17 protein-coding genes and 2 tRNA genes are annotated in these 15,008 nt (G+C 52.2%); 16 read left to right on the top strand and 3 right to left on the bottom strand.

Annotated elements, in window-relative coordinates:
- Nucleotides 1–99: 99 nt before the first annotated feature.
- Complete coding sequence (locus AC27K1_RS10620) at nt 100–1,065, bottom strand: hypothetical protein (RefSeq protein WP_487150434.1); 966 nt, start codon at nt 1,063–1,065, stop codon at nt 100–102.
- A gap of 369 nt (nt 1,066–1,434) precedes the next feature.
- On the opposite strand from AC27K1_RS10620, the gene ruvC reads away from it, so the two are divergent.
- The 14 genes from ruvC (at nt 1,435) to nadA (ending at nt 11,235) form a co-directional block, all read left to right on the top strand.
- Complete coding sequence (ruvC, locus tag AC27K1_RS10615; protein WP_487150432.1) at nt 1,435–1,962, top strand: crossover junction endodeoxyribonuclease RuvC; 528 nt, start codon at nt 1,435–1,437, stop codon at nt 1,960–1,962.
- A 41-nt stretch (nt 1,963–2,003) separates the two neighbouring features.
- Complete coding sequence (gene ruvA, locus AC27K1_RS10610) at nt 2,004–2,618, top strand: Holliday junction branch migration protein RuvA (protein WP_487150430.1); 615 nt, start codon at nt 2,004–2,006, stop codon at nt 2,616–2,618.
- Between the two features lie 111 nt (nt 2,619–2,729).
- Entirely contained in the window at nt 2,730–3,740 is a 1,011-nt protein-coding gene (gene ruvB / locus AC27K1_RS10605; RefSeq protein ID WP_487150428.1) for a Holliday junction branch migration DNA helicase RuvB, read from the top strand.
- An 88-nt stretch (nt 3,741–3,828) separates the two neighbouring features.
- The gene (locus tag AC27K1_RS10600; protein WP_487150426.1) at nt 3,829–4,308 is read left to right on the top strand and encodes an outer membrane lipoprotein; all 480 of its coding nucleotides are present in this window, start codon (nt 3,829–3,831) and stop codon (nt 4,306–4,308) included.
- A 148-nt stretch (nt 4,309–4,456) separates the two neighbouring features.
- The gene (ybgC, locus tag AC27K1_RS10595) at nt 4,457–4,882 is read left to right on the top strand and encodes a tol-pal system-associated acyl-CoA thioesterase (RefSeq protein WP_487150424.1); all 426 of its coding nucleotides are present in this window, start codon (nt 4,457–4,459) and stop codon (nt 4,880–4,882) included.
- Between the two features lie 2 nt (nt 4,883–4,884).
- The gene (tolQ, locus tag AC27K1_RS10590) at nt 4,885–5,577 is read left to right on the top strand and encodes a protein TolQ (RefSeq protein WP_487150422.1); all 693 of its coding nucleotides are present in this window, start codon (nt 4,885–4,887) and stop codon (nt 5,575–5,577) included.
- Nucleotides 5,574–6,002, top strand: coding sequence for a protein TolR (tolR, locus tag AC27K1_RS10585; RefSeq protein ID WP_487150420.1), 429 nt, complete (start codon nt 5,574–5,576; stop codon nt 6,000–6,002). Before tolQ ends, tolR begins: the two co-directional genes overlap by 4 nt.
- Before the next feature lie 4 nt (nt 6,003–6,006).
- On the top strand, nt 6,007–6,816 hold the full coding sequence (gene tolA / locus AC27K1_RS10580; RefSeq protein WP_487150418.1) for a cell envelope integrity protein TolA: 810 nt from the start codon (nt 6,007–6,009) through the stop codon (nt 6,814–6,816).
- Nucleotides 6,813–8,144: a Tol-Pal system beta propeller repeat protein TolB gene (gene tolB, locus AC27K1_RS10575; RefSeq protein WP_487150416.1), complete on the top strand. Its 1,332-nt coding sequence runs from the start codon at nt 6,813–6,815 to the stop codon at nt 8,142–8,144. Before tolA ends, tolB begins: the two co-directional genes overlap by 4 nt.
- 193 nt (nt 8,145–8,337) lie before the next feature.
- Entirely contained in the window at nt 8,338–8,907 is a 570-nt protein-coding gene (locus AC27K1_RS10570; protein ID WP_395182923.1) for an OmpA family protein, read from the top strand.
- 8 nt (nt 8,908–8,915) lie between these two features.
- Nucleotides 8,916–9,719: a tol-pal system protein YbgF gene (gene ybgF / locus AC27K1_RS10565; RefSeq protein WP_487150414.1), complete on the top strand. Its 804-nt coding sequence runs from the start codon at nt 8,916–8,918 to the stop codon at nt 9,717–9,719.
- A 116-nt stretch (nt 9,720–9,835) separates the two neighbouring features.
- Nucleotides 9,836–9,911: transfer RNA gene (locus AC27K1_RS10560), tRNA-Lys, on the top strand.
- Nucleotides 9,912–9,951: 40 nt separating this feature from the next.
- Nucleotides 9,952–10,027 (top strand) — tRNA-Lys (locus AC27K1_RS10555).
- 173 nt (nt 10,028–10,200) lie between these two features.
- Nucleotides 10,201–11,235, top strand: a complete 1,035-nt coding sequence (gene nadA / locus AC27K1_RS10550) for a quinolinate synthase NadA (protein ID WP_487150412.1) — start codon at nt 10,201–10,203, stop codon at nt 11,233–11,235.
- Nucleotides 11,236–11,305: 70 nt separating this feature from the next.
- Here nadA and AC27K1_RS10545 read toward each other — a convergent pair whose 3' ends face one another.
- Nucleotides 11,306–12,742: a M48 family metalloprotease gene (locus AC27K1_RS10545; protein WP_487150410.1), complete on the bottom strand. Its 1,437-nt coding sequence runs from the start codon at nt 12,740–12,742 to the stop codon at nt 11,306–11,308.
- Between the two features lie 192 nt (nt 12,743–12,934).
- On the opposite strand from AC27K1_RS10545, the gene AC27K1_RS10540 reads away from it, so the two are divergent.
- Together AC27K1_RS10540 and AC27K1_RS10535 are read left to right on the top strand one after the other, a co-directional pair.
- Nucleotides 12,935–13,168, top strand: a complete 234-nt coding sequence (locus AC27K1_RS10540; protein WP_487150408.1) for a sulfurtransferase TusA family protein — start codon at nt 12,935–12,937, stop codon at nt 13,166–13,168.
- 7 nt (nt 13,169–13,175) lie between these two features.
- A complete protein-coding gene (locus AC27K1_RS10535) occupies nt 13,176–14,246 on the top strand; it encodes an AI-2E family transporter (protein WP_487150406.1) in 1,071 nt (356 codons plus the stop codon).
- Nucleotides 14,247–14,299: 53 nt separating this feature from the next.
- Here AC27K1_RS10535 and AC27K1_RS10530 read toward each other — a convergent pair whose 3' ends face one another.
- A complete protein-coding gene (locus AC27K1_RS10530; RefSeq protein WP_487150404.1) occupies nt 14,300–14,806 on the bottom strand; it encodes a peroxiredoxin in 507 nt (168 codons plus the stop codon).
- Between the last annotated feature and the right edge of the window lie 202 nt (nt 14,807–15,008).

The raw sequence follows: 15,008 nt of genomic DNA, 5'->3' as shown, positions 1-15,008 counted from the left end.
ATTTGTCCGGGGGGGGTGAGAAATGTGTTGGAGTGATTTTGCTGTGTATTTTTTTCTGTTGATTCTTGGGTTGTTTTTTTTGTAAGCGTAATGGTTTTTTTATGCTTTTAGTTGCAGGAGGTGTTTGATGCTTTTTAATGATCCAGCGCGTAGTGTTGTATACCCTTTTACAGTGTCATGACTTGGAAGTATTTTTACAGGTTGTTCTGTATTTCTTTCTTTCATAATTTCATCGTAAAGTAATGTGTATAAATTGATTGGCGTTTTCAGTATCTGATGTCCGATATAATAAATCAGAATGACGAAGTTTTTGATATCATTTTTTAGTGTTCCTCTAAAGCCTTCGCGCTCAATGATTGTTTTTATTCTGAATGGGTTGTTTTCGTCATCAAGCATTTTTTCAATTTTTTCTTTGTCTGTGTCGAAATCATCTGTAAGTTTTGTCACTAATGTTTTCCAGAGTGTTTTGGTGGTGGTGTCAATTGCTTCGCCAGAATGCTCTGGGGCAACAGTAGTATAAGGCGTGTCAGGATTTAATTCATATTCAGTATGTTGTGCGATTCTTTCTTTGTATTTCTGGATGTTTTCTTTCACCGTGTGAATAAAATTTTCATCCTCTGGACTGGGTGCCGGTTCAGAAACCCCGCTTATACTGGGTGTCTCTATGTCGGTAGCATTATTGCTGATGCGTACTCTGCCTTTCGGGTGGGAATTCGGTGATGCGTTTTCTGATTCTGAGGATTTTCTATTGGGTGGAGTGTTGTTTGTTAACATCGGTTGTGTCTCAACCGGTTTTGTATCGAATGACTGTAGTTTCTTAAAAGTGGCATAGTCTCTGGCAAAGTATCGGTCGTCACGCTGAATAGCATTTTCAAATCCTTCATTGGTATTGGTATTGCTTTTAAGTAATAACCGTTCGACATCGGCTGTTTTTACTTCGTAAATGCAAAAAAAACCGGCCACCATTGCGACAAATGCTGATAAAAATTTAAGTGGGCAGCATCTTTTACTGCTATGCCAGCTGTATGAAAAGGCACCTGTAGCTGATAATGGCATTTGACTCATTGATCTATTCCTGTCTGGAATGAAAGTAGCTGGCTTAAATGATTGGTGAATAGAATTTGCATTCTGCTTCAGTTAGATTGCAAATAAGGAAAAGAGTTCCATGGTTTGTTTGGTTTTTGGTGGCAAATGTTTTTTAAAAAGAGCTGTTTTTTTGGGGAGAGGGTATGGTTATGGAAACTTTTCTTTCAATAGCCTGCGATTCAATTCTCGACCGCCATGTCTTTTTTGAGCTGTAACGGCCTCTCCCGTTGATGTGCTTTCGTGAGCAGCTTTTGGTCGAGTGTCTCTGCCTGAGTTATCACTTCACAAAAAGGGTGTATAAAAGTACAGTATATTGAGTATGGTTAACGAGAGTATCCAGGTAGGGATATGGCAATTATTCTGGGAATTGATCCGGGTTCCCGCATTACCGGCTACGGTGTGATAAACCAGGTGGGTTCACGGATTGAGTACATTGACTCTGGTTGTATCCGAATCCAGCCGGGTGAGCTACCGGAAAGACTGCTGCAGGTATATGAAGGTATCTATCGCGTGATAGAAGTTCACCAGCCACAGGCGGTGGGCATTGAGCAGGTGTTTATGTCACGCAATGCCGACTCTGCCCTGAAACTGGGGCAAGCCAGGGGGGCGGCAATTGTTGCGGCGGTCAACCAGGGACTTCCTGTTGCAGAGTATTCTGCCCGCCAGGTGAAGCAGTCCGTTGTGGGTAAAGGCTCTGCAGATAAGGCGCAGGTCCAGCATATGGTGACGGCTTTGTTGAAGCTCAATAAAGTGCCCCAGGCCGATGCCGCTGATGCCCTGGCCGTAGCGTTGTGTCATGCGCACACCCAGCAAAGTCTGATTCGTATGGCGACCAGTAAAGGCTCCGTTCGCATGGGGAATGGTCGGCTACGTTAACCGATCGTCTGAATTGAAACATTGTACAGGTGGGATGTGACATGATTGGTCGTCTCAGGGGCGTTGTTGTAGAAAAGCGTCCGCCACAGTTATTGCTGGATGTGAATGGGGTCGGTTATGAGGTCGAAGCGCCCATGACGACTTTTTACCGACTGCCGGAAGAGGGGCAGGAAGCGACGTTGTATACGCACTTTGTCGTTCGTGAGGATGCGCAGTTGCTGTATGGCTTTGCTGACCGCAAGGAGCGACAGTTGTTTCGTACACTGATTCGTGTCAACGGTGTAGGGCCCAAGTTGGGGTTGGCGATTCTGTCGGGTATGGAATCCGATATGTTTGTGCGTTGTGTCCACGATGATGACAGTGCCACGCTGACGCGCCTGCCGGGTATCGGCAAGAAAACTGCTGAGCGACTGATCGTTGATATGCGTGACCGGCTGGATGACTGGGCGCCCGAATTGGGTGACGCTGGCGCAGCTTCACCGTCCCTGGTGGTATCAAATACGCCATCGGATCGTGTGGCGGTACAGGATGCTATCAGTGCCCTGGTGTCATTGGGATATCGCCAGCAGGATGCCAGCAAAGCCATTGGTGCAGTGAAAGAGGATGGTCTGGCCAGTGAAGAACTGATTCGTCGTGCCCTGAAGGCGATGGTGTAAGTGGTCACCAATACCGCTGTTAGCATTGCGGGCTCTCTGGATTTACAGTCAAAATCAGATAACACACAATCAACTGATCTATATCAGAGCCATTGAATTAGCAGGTGCTGGATGATTGAAAGTGACCGATTGATATCGGGCCATGGAACTCCCCAGGAAGAACGTCTGGATCGTGCCATACGGCCAACCCGGTTGACAGATTATACCGGGCAGCCAACAGTGCGTGAGCAGATGGAGATCTTTATCCGCGCCGCAAGGCAGCGCAATGAGGCGCTGGATCACACGTTGATTTTTGGTCCGCCAGGGTTGGGGAAAACGACGCTGGCTAATATTTTGGCCAATGAAATGGGTGTTCAGCTTCGTACGACTTCAGGTCCGGTTCTGGAAAAGGCCGGAGACCTGGCTGCCATGCTGACCAATCTCGAGCCTAACGACATCCTCTTTGTCGATGAGATTCATCGCCTGAGTCCGGTGGTGGAAGAGGTGCTTTATCCGGCCATGGAAGATTACCAGCTGGATATTATGATTGGTGAAGGGCCGGCCGCGCGCTCCATCAAGCTGGATCTGCCGCCATTTACTCTCGTGGGTGCCACGACACGTGCAGGCTTGCTGACATCGCCGTTGCGTGATCGCTTTGGAATTGTCCAGCGTCTTGAGTTCTATAGTGTTGAAGACCTGACCAAAATTGTGAGTCGCTCTGCCGCCATTCTTGGTATGACTATGGATGAGGACGGTGCACGTGAAGTGGCGGCGCGCTCACGTGGGACGCCTCGGATTGCCAACCGTCTATTGCGACGGGTAAGGGATTATGCCGAAGTACGTGGCAGCGGACACGTAGATCAGGCAGTGGCAGATGCTGCCCTGGTCATGTTGGATGTGGATGGCGCTGGCTTTGATCATATGGATCGCCGTCTTCTCCAGGCCATGGTTGAAAAGTTTGATGGTGGGCCGGTAGGTGTTGATAGTCTGGCGGCGGCGATCAGTGAAGAGCGGGACACCATTGAAGATGTACTGGAGCCCTACCTGATCCAGCAGGGCTATATCATGCGAACGCCGCGGGGGCGTGTGCTGACCCGTCGGGCGTATGAACATTTTGGTCTTTCCGTCAATCCGTCGGAATAATAGTGGTTAAGTTCCTGTTCAGGTTTGAGGCGGCACAATAGCTGATACTTTGAATGCAGGAAGCTGGTTAAGGTTACAGGTGGTGCAAATGTGCGACAAAGTTAAGTTGGTTATGGCTGGAATCATGGCGCTGTTGCTCGTCGGTTGTGCCAGCGACTTGACCTCTACCACGTATTCCCGTGGTGAAGCCCGGCAGATGCAGACGGTTCAGTTTGGTACGATCGTCGGTATTGAGAATGTGAAGCTTGAAGGGACTGATACCGGAATTGGTGCCATTGCCGGTGGTGCCGTGGGTGGTATCGCTGCGTCTGATATCGGTGGTGGCAAGGGTAGTGCGATAGCCAGTATTGGAGGTGCTCTGCTTGGTGGTTACCTGGGCGGAAAGGCTGAAGATGAGCTGACCAAGGCAGCGGGTGTGAATCTGACTATCCGGTTAGCAAATGGCAACTACGTCGCTGTGGTTCAGCAAGTTGATCCTGCCATGGTGTTCCGGGTAGGTGACAAGGTCACCATTTATGGCCAGGGAAGCACCACTCGTGTAGTGAAAGATACTAGCCAGTATCAATAACGTGTAACGTTAAAAAAGAAAACGACTCACTGGAGTCGTTTTCTTTTTTTTGTGTTTGATCACTGTACCGCTTGTCGTAGCGTGATAGCAGGGATCATGATGTCGTGATATAAACATCGCTTGCAGACAGGTTGTTTTGGTAAGCGCGATGTCCGGTAATGAATCCGAATTTTCCCTACCTGTTCGTATCTTTTATGAAGATACGGATGCCGGTGGCATTGTTTATTATGTCAATTACCTGAAGTTTATGGAGCGGGCCCGCACGGAGCGGCTTCGAAGCCTGGGTTTTGGTCAACGGGCGCTGCTGGAGCAGGGGTTCATGTTTGTTGTGCGGGATGCCCAGGTCAATTACCGGCGCTCTGCAAGACTGGATGATCTTGTTGAGGTGACGGCTAATGTCATCAAGGCGGGGCGAGCCAGCCTGGTGTTCCAGCAGTCGGTGCGGCTGGAGGGTGTCGAGTTGTGTTCGGGGCGTTTTACCATCGCCTGTGTTGATTCCGCAAGTATGAAGCCAATGGCACTGCCGGATACCTGCAGGCAGTATCTGGATGGCCGTGTTGTCCCTGAGGATTGATTGTGACAGAAAGTATTTCGATGTGGTCCCTGATATGGAATGCCAGCTGGGTTGTACAGTTGGTGATGGTGATCCTGATTGGGGCTTCTATTTTAAGCTGGGTGTTTATTATCCAGCGTGCCATCTTACTGCGTAATACCCGCCAGGCCGTACGCCAGTTCGAGGACCGCTTCTGGTCTGGCATGGATCTGAGCCAGCTGTACCGGGAAGTGCATGATAATCCGGATCCGGATAATGGAGCAGAGCGCATCTTTCGCAGTGGTTTCCGCGAATTCACCCGCCTGCGTGGGCAGACCAGTGATCCGGATGCGGTGATGGAAGGTGTGCAGCGCGCCATGCGGGTGGCGCTGTCGAAAGAGCAGGAACGCCTTGAGACGAATTTGCCGTTTCTGGCCACAGTGGGTTCAACCGGCCCTTACGTAGGTTTGTTTGGTACGGTTGTCGGTGTTATGAATTCGTTCCGTGGTCTGGCGAATGTGCATCAGACTACATTAGCGGCAGTAGCGCCTGGCATTGCGGAAGCCTTGGTAACTACGGCGGTTGGTCTGGTGGCTGCTATTCCAGCTGTAGTGGCTTATAACCGTTTCTCGGCCAAAGTTGATCATCTGTTGGCTGGGTATGAAACCTTTGCTGACGAGTTTTCCAGCATTCTGCACCGTAAAGTGCATGCGCATCAGCAGGATGCTGCATCATGAGGATCCGTGCCCGGCGCAAGCCGATGTCCGAGATCAATATGGTGCCGTTTATCGATATCATGATGGTGATGCTGGTGGCTTTTATGGTGGCTGCGCCCATGATGTCGCAGGGCATCAAGGTGCAATTGCCAAAGACAGACAGCGCGCCAATGGAAGTCCCCAAGGACAAGGAACCTCTGATTGTTTCGGTTAAGGCGGATGGCAGTTATTACCTGAATCTGGAGTCTACCGGCAAAAAAGCCTTATCGCTTAAGGTGATCAGTGAACGGGTCGCCAAGATCAAGCGGGCTCGCCCTGATACGCTGGTGCTGATTGAAGGTGATGAGCGGGTAAGTTACGGCAAGGTGGTGGCGGCCATGGCCAGTCTTCAGGACGCCGGTGTCAGTGATGTGGGATTGATGACCGATCCCCGGGAGCTGAAGTGACGCCGTGAATGTTTTATCAAGACTTCGTAGTCGTGGCGCCAGTGATGGTTATACAATCCCGGTTCTGACATCGCTGGTGCTTCATGGATTGGCGGTTATAGCGATGGTGGTCGTCTGGCCGGGCAAGACGGATGAGCGGGCAAGGCCGGTACCGGCGCATATCATGGCGAAGGTATATGTGCCAACGCCAGAGCCAGTCGCCCCGAAGCCTAAACCAGCGAAGAAACCTGCCACAAAACCCAAGCAAAAGCCCGTTAAAAAGCCGGGAAAGAAAAAGCCGGTGAAAGTGCCAGAGAAGAAAGTGCCGGTGAAGCCGGTCAAGACGGAGGCTGAACGTCAAAGAGCGCTGGCGGAACAGCAGCGGCGTGAGCGCGAGGTGGAGCAGCAACGCAAGGCTGAGGCGGACCGAAGGGCGGAAGCGGTTCGGCGCCTGCAGGAGCAGGAGATGCTGGCGGCACTGGAGCGGGACCAGGCAGAGCAGCAGCGGATTGCCGAACAGCTGAAAACTGATGCCAATGTTGTTAATGGTTATGTGGTGCTGATTGAACAGCTGGTGCGTCAGAACTGGAGTCGTCCCCCCAGCGCGCGCAAAGGGATGACGACCAAACTCCGGGTCAGGCTGACACCGACCGGAGAAATTGTCAGTATTGAGACATTAAAGGGTAGCGGCAACGCGGCTTTCGATGATTCAGCCATTCGGGCTGTCCAGAAGGCGGCGCCGTTCCGGGAGCTGGGTCAGCTGGAAAGCCGGCTGTTTGAGAGTCACTTCCGGGAATTTAATTTCTATTTCGATCCGCAGGATTTGCTGGAATGAAAATGGCTCAAGTTGTGATGGACAGGTTGCGTTCGGGTGTGATTCAGGTGGTGCTGTTGCTGGTCTTGTGCCTGCAGCAGGCGCAGGCGGATCTCACCATTGAGATTACCCGTGGGAATGATCAGGCGGTGCCGGTTGCGGTCGTCCCTTTTGCCTGGAACGGCAAGGGCATATTGCCGGAAGATATTTCCGGCATTATCACGAATGACCTCAAGCTCAGCGGCCAGTTCATGCCGGTGGATCGCAATAATTTCCTGAGTTTTCCCGCCACGGCAGACGAAGTCTATTTCCGCGACTGGAATATGCTCGGGGTAACCTACCTGGTGATCGGGCGGGTGTCGGAGCTTCCGGCTGACCGCTACCGGGTGAATTACCAGCTTTTTGATATCGTGCGCCAGATGCCGGTATTGAAGGGTGAGGTTGAAGGTTCGAAAACACAGCTGCGTTCGGTAGCGCACAATATCAGCGATGCGGTGTATGAAAAGATCGCCGGTATTCCCGGGGTGTTCTCTACCAAGATCCTTTATGTGATCGCCAACCGTTTTTCGACTGAACGTACCGATTATCAGCTGGTCTATGCCGATATGGATGGTCGCCGTGCGGTGACGGTGTTGCGTTCCGGTGAGCCGATCCTGGCGCCCAGCTGGTCGCCGGATGGCAAAAAAATTGCCTATGTTTCCTTTGAAACCGGACGTCCGGCGATTTATATCCAGGAACTTGCTACCGGTGAGCGGAAGAAGATGACCAGCTTCAAAGGCCTGAACAGTGCACCGGTCTGGTCGCCGGATGGCACGAAGTTGGCGTTGGTGTTGTCCCGCTCAGGCAATCCGGATATCTACACGCTGGATGTGGCAACGAAAAAGCTGGTCCAGGTAACTCGTCACTTTGCCATAGACAACGAGCCTGCCTGGATGCCGGATGGTAAAAGTCTGGTATTCACCTCGAATCGCGGTGGTTCCGCCCAGATTTACCAGATCCCTGCAACTGGTGGTGATGCGCGCAGGCTGACATTTGAGGGGCGTTTCAATGCCCGGGCCAAGGTGTTCCCGGATGGTCAGTCCATCGCGATGGTGCATAAAGGCAAAGGACAGTCGGATTACAACATCGCGGTGCTTGATCTGGAAACCGGCAGAACGCGTACGCTGACCTCCATGCCGTTTGAGGATTCGCCTGCTGTTGCACCGAATGGCAAGATGCTGATTTATTCAGCACAGGACGGGCAGCAGGGTGTGTTGGGCATTATTTCTGCGGATGGGCAGGTAAGCTACCGACTTCCATCCAAAGAAGGGGATGTCAGGGAGCCGGCCTGGTCTCCCTACATGCGCTAGTGTGATACCCGTTTCGGGCGCTGTGAGTGAAGTGTTCGTCAGTGGTTTGAAAAGGTTTCGTGCTCTGGCCTGAAGTTACGTAGCAATACGGGTTTACGGAATGCTGCGCTGACTGGTCTGTGCAGGCTAACTCTGTTACCTTAGTTCAACTTTTTTATTCATTGCATATCGAAAATACGATCAGGAGTTCAGGATGGAATTAGCCAAAATCGGCAAAGGGCTTGTTGCGGCTCTGATGGCAACCTACCTCGTTGGCTGTGCTTCTACAGGTGGCAGTACTTCCGGCCAGGAAATGGCGGGTGAGACCGATCAGTCTGTGACTGAAGTGGTGACCACGCCTATCGTTGATCCTGCTGTTCAGGCTGTTATCGACAGTGGCAAGGTGCAGGCTACCCCTGAGCAGATCACCGAGATGCTCAGCCGTGACGTGTACAATTTCGGTTTTGACAGCGATCGCCTGAGCCCGGAAGATTACCTGGCGCTGGACGTGCAGGCGGCTTACCTGACTTCCGAAGCAGGCAAGAACGTTAACCTGATCATCCGTGGCCATACCGATGAGCGTGGCACTCGCACTTACAACCTGGCGCTGGGTGAGCGTCGTGCCAATGCGGTCAAGAACTACCTGATGCTGAAGGGTATCACCTCTGACCGTATTGAAGTGATCAGCTACGGTTTCGAAAAGCCGCTGGATCCTGCGCACACTGATACAGCCTGGTCCAAGAATCGTCGTGCTGAAATCGATTCAGCCAACGGCACACTCTGATAGTTGCCATGTCATTGGTCAAATTGCGTCTTGCAGTGATCATGACCGGTCTGTGCAGCTTGCCCGTGCTGGCTGCACCCGTACCGGTTGTTGAATCGAATCCTTCATCGTTGACGCTGCCTGCGGCGAATGCGCAAAGCAATATGCTCGGGGCCAGTGCCCCTGTGGGGCAGGCCGGTGCGTTGCTCGAGCAGATCAGTTCGCTTCAGCAGGAAGTGCTGCAGCTGCGCGGTCTGGTTGAAGAGCAGGCGAATGCGCTTCAGCGTCTCAGTCAGGAAAATCGGGATCGTTACCTGGATCTGGATCGCCGTATTGGGATGCTGTCGAAATCCGGCTCAGCCGCTGAAGCGCCAGTTGCCTCACGCACGTCGGATACAGGCAACACCTCCGGTGCTGTCAGTACGGGTGGTGGTGTGACGGAATCCGTGTCAGAACAGGCTGTTTATCAGGACGCCTTTCAGCTGATCCGTACACGCAAATTCGATGAAGCGATCGTTGCATTGAATGATTATATTCGGCGATTCCCTACGGGAACCTACGCGGATAATGCCCAGTACTGGCTCGGTGAGGTGTACCTGGCGCAAGGTAAGTTGGAGCAGTCCAAAGGTGCGTTTGAAACGGTGCTGAAGGATTACCCCAAAAGCGGCAAGTCGCCGGATGCCATGTACAAACTGGGTCGTGTATTTGACCAGTTGGGTGACAAGGCGCAGTCCGAGAAGTACCTTAAGTCTGTGATCAGTCAGTATTCACAGAGTTCGGCAGCCAAGCTGGCAGATGTGTATCTGCGTAGTCTGCAAAGCAGGCCGATGTGAGTCAGTAAAAACGCATCATGCATCTATGCTGATGCGTTTTTATCCAAAAAAACGGCATATGGTGGAAATTAACACTTGTAGTCGTCGATGTAATCCGTAAGATTGCGTCCTGTTCCGGGTCGTTAGCTCAGTTGGTAGAGCAGTTGGCTTTTAACCAATTGGTCGTAGGTTCGAATCCTACACGACCCACCATTTTCTTATCAGGGTAATGTTTATTACTCGCCTCCCTGTTGGGTCGTTAGCTCAGTCGGTAGAGCAGTTGGCTTTTAACCAATTGGTCGTAGGTTCGAATCCTACACGACCCACCATATCCCTCTCATGACAGTTCTGTCAGCATGAAATTTCCGCTCTCTCTGTGCTAACATGCGTTCCCCAATGCTGCCTGTTTTTCGGCGTTCGTATCCCTGACAGTATGCAGGAATAGGATCGTTTGTCGGGTCAGCGATGACAGATATGAAAGTGCCACAGGCCATATAAGCGGATGACACAAACAAGAGACAGACTATTTGTGAGCCAGTACCTGTCAGAAGCGCCTGCTTCGGGTCAGGGTGCGGTTGATGGGGGAGCGTTGAAAGCGCGAATCAAGGCCTTACTGAAGCAGAAAGACGCTGTTCTGGTTGCGCACTATTACACTGATGACCTTGTGCAGGAGCTGGCGGAAGAAACCGGTGGCTGCATCGCGGATTCCCTGGAAATGGCCCGCTTTGGCACCCGGCATTCGGCATCGACGCTGGTGGTTGCCGGTGTTCGCTTCATGGGGGAAACCGCAAAAATTCTGAATCCTGAGAAACGGGTACTGATGCCGACGTTGGAAGCGACGTGTTCACTCGATCTGGGGTGTCCGGCGGATGAATTTACCCGTTTTTGTGATCAGCACCCTGACCGAAAGGTTGTGGTTTACGCTAATACTTCAGCGGCGGTAAAGGCCCGTGCTGATTGGGTGGTCACTTCGAGCTGTGCCATTGATATTGTTGAACATCTTGCTGGTGAGGGTGAGAAGCTGATCTGGGCGCCTGATCGTTATCTTGGTCGTTATGTCGAAAAGGCAACAGGTGCGGATATGTTGCTGTGGGATGGTGCCTGCATTGTACACGAGGAGTTCAAGGCGAAGGGGATTCTTGATCTCAAGCAGGTCTACCCCGATGCCGCGGTGTTGGTGCATCCGGAATCGCCTGAATCGGTCGTTGAGTTGGCTGATGCTGTGGGTTCGACCACGCAATTGATCAAGGCGGCGCAAGCCATGAATAACCCGGTTTTCATCGTGGCGACTGATCGCGGCATTTTCTACAAAATGAAGCAGTTGGCCGGTGAAGGGAAAGAATTTATAGAGGCGCCCACTGCGGGTAATGGGGCTACCTGTCGCAGTTGCGCGCACTGTCCGTGGATGGCGATGAACAGTCTTGAGCTGATTGCGGATGCACTGGAGCATGGCGGCAGTGAGATCCATGTTGATCCGCTTATCAGGGAAAAAGCGTTGCTGCCTCTTGATCGAATGTTGGCCTTTACAACATCGTGATGGCTTTATCCTATTGAACAAAAAAACCGGCAAGCATTGCCGGTTTTTTTAATGTTCTGTTATTCCCTGTCTAGAGTTTCATCCGCTTTTTGTATTCCTGAATTTCTGTGACGCGCTCTTTCAGGGCAGTTTTGGTACTGAATGGTGTGCCGGGTAGTTCTGCGGCATATTCCAGGTGTTTGATGGCATCATCAAAGTTGCCTGTCAGGAAAAAGAACTCAGCCCTTGCCTTGTGAACTTCCTCAATATCGCCGGCTTTACCCGCAGCTTCAGCAAGCTGATACCAGACTTCCGGATCATCTGGACGTGTGCGGGAAAACGTTTTAAGAACCCGCGTGGCTGCTGTGTACTGTTCATCCTGAAACAGCATGTCCGCATAGGTCATGGTGAGTGGCAGATTGTCGGGTGTGAAGCTCAGCATATCCTTAATGTTGGCAAGGGCTTCCTTTTGCTGGCCTTGGGCAAAGCGAATGCGGTTGTTCAGGATGCGGTAATAGACGTTGTCTGGTGTGCTGGTTAACAGCGGTTTGAGCGTGTTGGCGGCTTTTGATGTGTCGCCACTTTCCAGTTGTGCCAGTGCTAACCCGTAGCGCGTTGCGAAGGGATAGCTGGTATGGCCTGTTTCAAGATCGGTGGCAAGGCGTCGCGCTGTGTTTTCCGGCGAACTGGATGATTCGACAATCACGCGCATACGCATCAGGTGGTAAGACGGGTTGTCCTGGTAATTGCGAACCGGGTATTGCTCTGCGCGACCAAGGGAGTCGGCGACACGATTTCTGGAGACCGGGTGGGTACGCAGGAATTCCATCTGTGGGCCGCTGCCTTCCATGCGGCTCATCCGTTCAAACAGCCTGGGCATGGCGCGGGGATCGAAACCGGCGCGGGCCATGTTGCGGATACCGACCCGGTCAGCTTCCTGTTCATTGTATCGGCTGAATCGCAGTTGTTCGCTTTGCATGCCGGCGATGGTCGAACTCAATGCCGCGGCGCCAAGGTCGCCGCCACCGGCAGCGGCCAGAATAATGCTGCCCAGCAGGGCAGCCATGGAAGGTATGCGCTGGCGTTGTGCCGCTTCGACCTGGCGGGCGTAGTGCCGCTGGCTCAAGTGGGCAAGTTCGTGTGCGACAACCGAGGCAAATTCCTGTTCAGTTTCTGCATACAGGAACAGGCCGGCATTAATGCCGATAATGCCGCCCGGTGCGGCGAATGCGTTTAGCTGTGGGCTGTCTATGATGACCAGCGAGATACGCCGGTCCTGCAGTTCGCTGGTTTCCGCCAGGCGATAGATCAGTGCTTCGGTATAGCTGGTGAGCTCCGGATCATTCAGGGTCTTGACCTGGCTGTTGATCATCTTCAGGAAAACCTGGCCCAACTCATGCTCTTGCTGGGTTGAGACAACGCCGGAAGTCGCATCTCCCAGGGTTGGCAATTCTGAAGCGCCCTGTGCGGTTTGAGTCAGCATCATCAGCAGGCTGATGGTGGAGAGAAAATGGGCGATTTTTCGCATTAGCAAACAGCTTATTGGTTTGTGGTGAATGGCGAGGGCATTTTCTTTGCCCATAAGATACTATGATGAATTGGGTCTTTCATTAATAATTCCGTGATTTTTACCGTTCATGGCGGGTTTGCCGAAATGTATCAGTAACCGGTGATGTTCGGGCATGGAGTTTGCCGTTGTTTTCAGGGTTGTGCGGGTGGTATGTCAGACATAGATGTTGAATTGGATGTCAGGGGGATGGCCTGTCCGATGCCGTTGCTAAAAGCCAAGCAGGCATTGAACCGGATGGCCTCAGGTCAGGTGCTCAGGGTGTTGGCAACAGACCCGGGTTCAGTCAGGGATTTTCGCAGTTATGCTGAACTGGCAGGGCATAGCCTTCTTGCGAGCGATGAGTGTGAGGGTGTGTTTGTCCACACACTGAAAAAACATGGATAAAACGGCAATGTTCAGACTTTTTCGCGGCTGGATGCAGCGTTATTTTTCCGATGATGAAGCAGTGATGCTGTTTGTGCTGCTGCTCTTGGCCATGGGCATTATCATGGCCTTCGGCAGTATGCTGGCTCCCGTGTTTGCCGGTATGGTGCTGGCGTTTGTGTTGCAGGGTATGGTCGCCTGGCTGGAGCGGCGTAGCGTGCCTCATATGGTGTCGGTGTCGCTGGTGTTTGCCCTGTTTGTGGCCATGCTGATGGTTGTGCTGTTGCTGATGTTGCCACTGGTCTGGGATCAGGGGGCCAATCTACTCAATGAATTGCCGCGCATGGTGACGCGGGGGCATTTGTTGTTGAGTGAGTTGCCGGAACAATTCCCGGGCTTTATCTCGGAGGCCCAGGTCAATGCCTGGATGGAAACGGCCAGCAGTCAGGTGGCCAACCTGGGGCAGTGGATTGTTTCGTTTTCCCTGTCACGGATATCCGGGGTAGTGGGTCTGTTGATTTACCTGGTGCTGGTGCCGATCCTGGTCTTTTTCTTCCTTAAGGATCGCAAAGAGCTGCTGGCGTGGTGCTCATCCATGCTGCCGAAAGAGCGCAGGATGCTCAAGCAGGTGTCAGAGGAGATGAGTCAGCAGATTGCCAATTATATCCGGGGCAAGGTAATTGAAATCGTCATTGTTGGCCTGGTGACCTTTGTCTCGTTTATTTTCCTTGGTCTTAACTATGCGGCTTTGCTGGGGTTGCTGGTGGGGCTCTCCGTACTTATTCCTTACATAGGTGCAGCGATTGTCACTATACCTGTCGCTGCTGTTGGGCTTTTCCAGTGGGGTATGGGGCATGATTTTATTATCCTGATGGTCGTCTATGGTGTGATTCAGGCGCTGGATGGGAATGTGCTGGTGCCTTTGTTGTTCAGTGAGGCAGTCAATCTGCATCCCATTGCGATTATTGTGGCGGTGTTATTATTTGGCGGGCTCTGGGGTTTCTGGGGAGTGTTCTTTGCGATTCCGCTGGCAACCTTGGTCAAGGCGGTGATCAATGCCTGGCCGGGGGGGGAAGAGACAGCCGCTGTGGATGTTTGAGAGCACCGGGAAGCGAGGTGATCTTGCTTCCCGGAATTCGGTAGGACTTTTGTTTATTCCTCTTTAGTGTCCGGTCTGACGACAGGTTGAATCATATCGGACAATGCCTGTGCGGCCTGCAGTACGTCTTCAACATGTTGCTTGATATGTACGCGACGCCATTCGTGCTGAAGGATGCCTTCCCGATCGATCAAAAAAGTGCTGCGTTCAATCAGAGGTTTCTCCTGTTCCGCTCTGCGTGCACGTAGCACGTCGAACAATTCGCATAGCTGGCCTTCGGTATCGGCAATAAGGTCGAACGGCAGCTGATACTGGTTTTTAAAGAGTTCGTGGGATTCGAGGCTGTCCCTGGAAATCCCAAACACCTGTGTATTCGCTGCCTCAAACTGGGCGTGGAGCGCCTTGAAAGATTGGCCTTCGCTGGTGCAGCCCGGAGTGTTATCTTTGGGGTAAAAATAGAGAACGATGTTCTGGCCCTTGAGTGCGGAAAGATCGACCTGGATGCCACTGGTGGCCTGGGCGGTGAAATCGGGAGTGGGTTTGCCGATGTTCGCCTTCATGCTATGTCCTTACCTGCGTTAATCTGATTCTGGTTTATGGGGCCAGAAGTATGGACCACGGTTTCAGGGTTGGCCTCCCGGTTTTGGCCTGATGTCCGTGTCCTGATCTATGCTTTTTATCGGCAGGGGCGCGCAGCAGTGAATATCGTTGCGGATTTCTGTCTGTAAGAGTGGTTACGCAGCTTGTGATATACCGGCATGG

The organism is Kistimonas ophiarachnellae, from assembly GCF_057552235.1.
The sequence above is the reverse complement of the archived record's forward strand: the minus strand, read 5'-3'. Positions and strand labels throughout refer to the sequence as shown.

What these genes read in the sequence shown, in the direction of transcription:
- AC27K1_RS10570 (WP_395182923.1), top strand. Translation starts at nt 8,338, where the DNA reads ATGGAATTAGCCAAAATCGGCAAAGGGCTTGTTGCGGCTCTGATGGCA.
- ybgF (WP_487150414.1), top strand. Translation starts at nt 8,916, where the DNA reads ATGTCATTGGTCAAATTGCGTCTTGCAGTGATCATGACCGGTCTGTGC.
- AC27K1_RS10545 (WP_487150410.1), bottom strand. Translation starts at nt 12,742, where the DNA reads ATGCGAAAAATCGCCCATTTTCTCTCCACCATCAGCCTGCTGATGATG.
- ruvC (WP_487150432.1), top strand. Translation starts at nt 1,435, where the DNA reads ATGGCAATTATTCTGGGAATTGATCCGGGTTCCCGCATTACCGGCTAC.
- tolB (WP_487150416.1), top strand. Translation starts at nt 6,813, where the DNA reads ATGAAAATGGCTCAAGTTGTGATGGACAGGTTGCGTTCGGGTGTGATT.
- AC27K1_RS10530 (WP_487150404.1), bottom strand. Translation starts at nt 14,806, where the DNA reads ATGAAGGCGAACATCGGCAAACCCACTCCCGATTTCACCGCCCAGGCC.
- AC27K1_RS10620 (WP_487150434.1), bottom strand. Translation starts at nt 1,065, where the DNA reads ATGAGTCAAATGCCATTATCAGCTACAGGTGCCTTTTCATACAGCTGG.
- nadA (WP_487150412.1), top strand. Translation starts at nt 10,201, where the DNA reads ATGACACAAACAAGAGACAGACTATTTGTGAGCCAGTACCTGTCAGAA.
- AC27K1_RS10540 (WP_487150408.1), top strand. Translation starts at nt 12,935, where the DNA reads ATGTCAGACATAGATGTTGAATTGGATGTCAGGGGGATGGCCTGTCCG.
- AC27K1_RS10600 (WP_487150426.1), top strand. Translation starts at nt 3,829, where the DNA reads ATGTGCGACAAAGTTAAGTTGGTTATGGCTGGAATCATGGCGCTGTTG.
- ybgC (WP_487150424.1), top strand. Translation starts at nt 4,457, where the DNA reads ATGTCCGGTAATGAATCCGAATTTTCCCTACCTGTTCGTATCTTTTAT.
- ruvA (WP_487150430.1), top strand. Translation starts at nt 2,004, where the DNA reads ATGATTGGTCGTCTCAGGGGCGTTGTTGTAGAAAAGCGTCCGCCACAG.
- ruvB (WP_487150428.1), top strand. Translation starts at nt 2,730, where the DNA reads ATGATTGAAAGTGACCGATTGATATCGGGCCATGGAACTCCCCAGGAA.
- AC27K1_RS10535 (WP_487150406.1), top strand. Translation starts at nt 13,176, where the DNA reads ATGTTCAGACTTTTTCGCGGCTGGATGCAGCGTTATTTTTCCGATGAT.
- tolR (WP_487150420.1), top strand. Translation starts at nt 5,574, where the DNA reads ATGAGGATCCGTGCCCGGCGCAAGCCGATGTCCGAGATCAATATGGTG.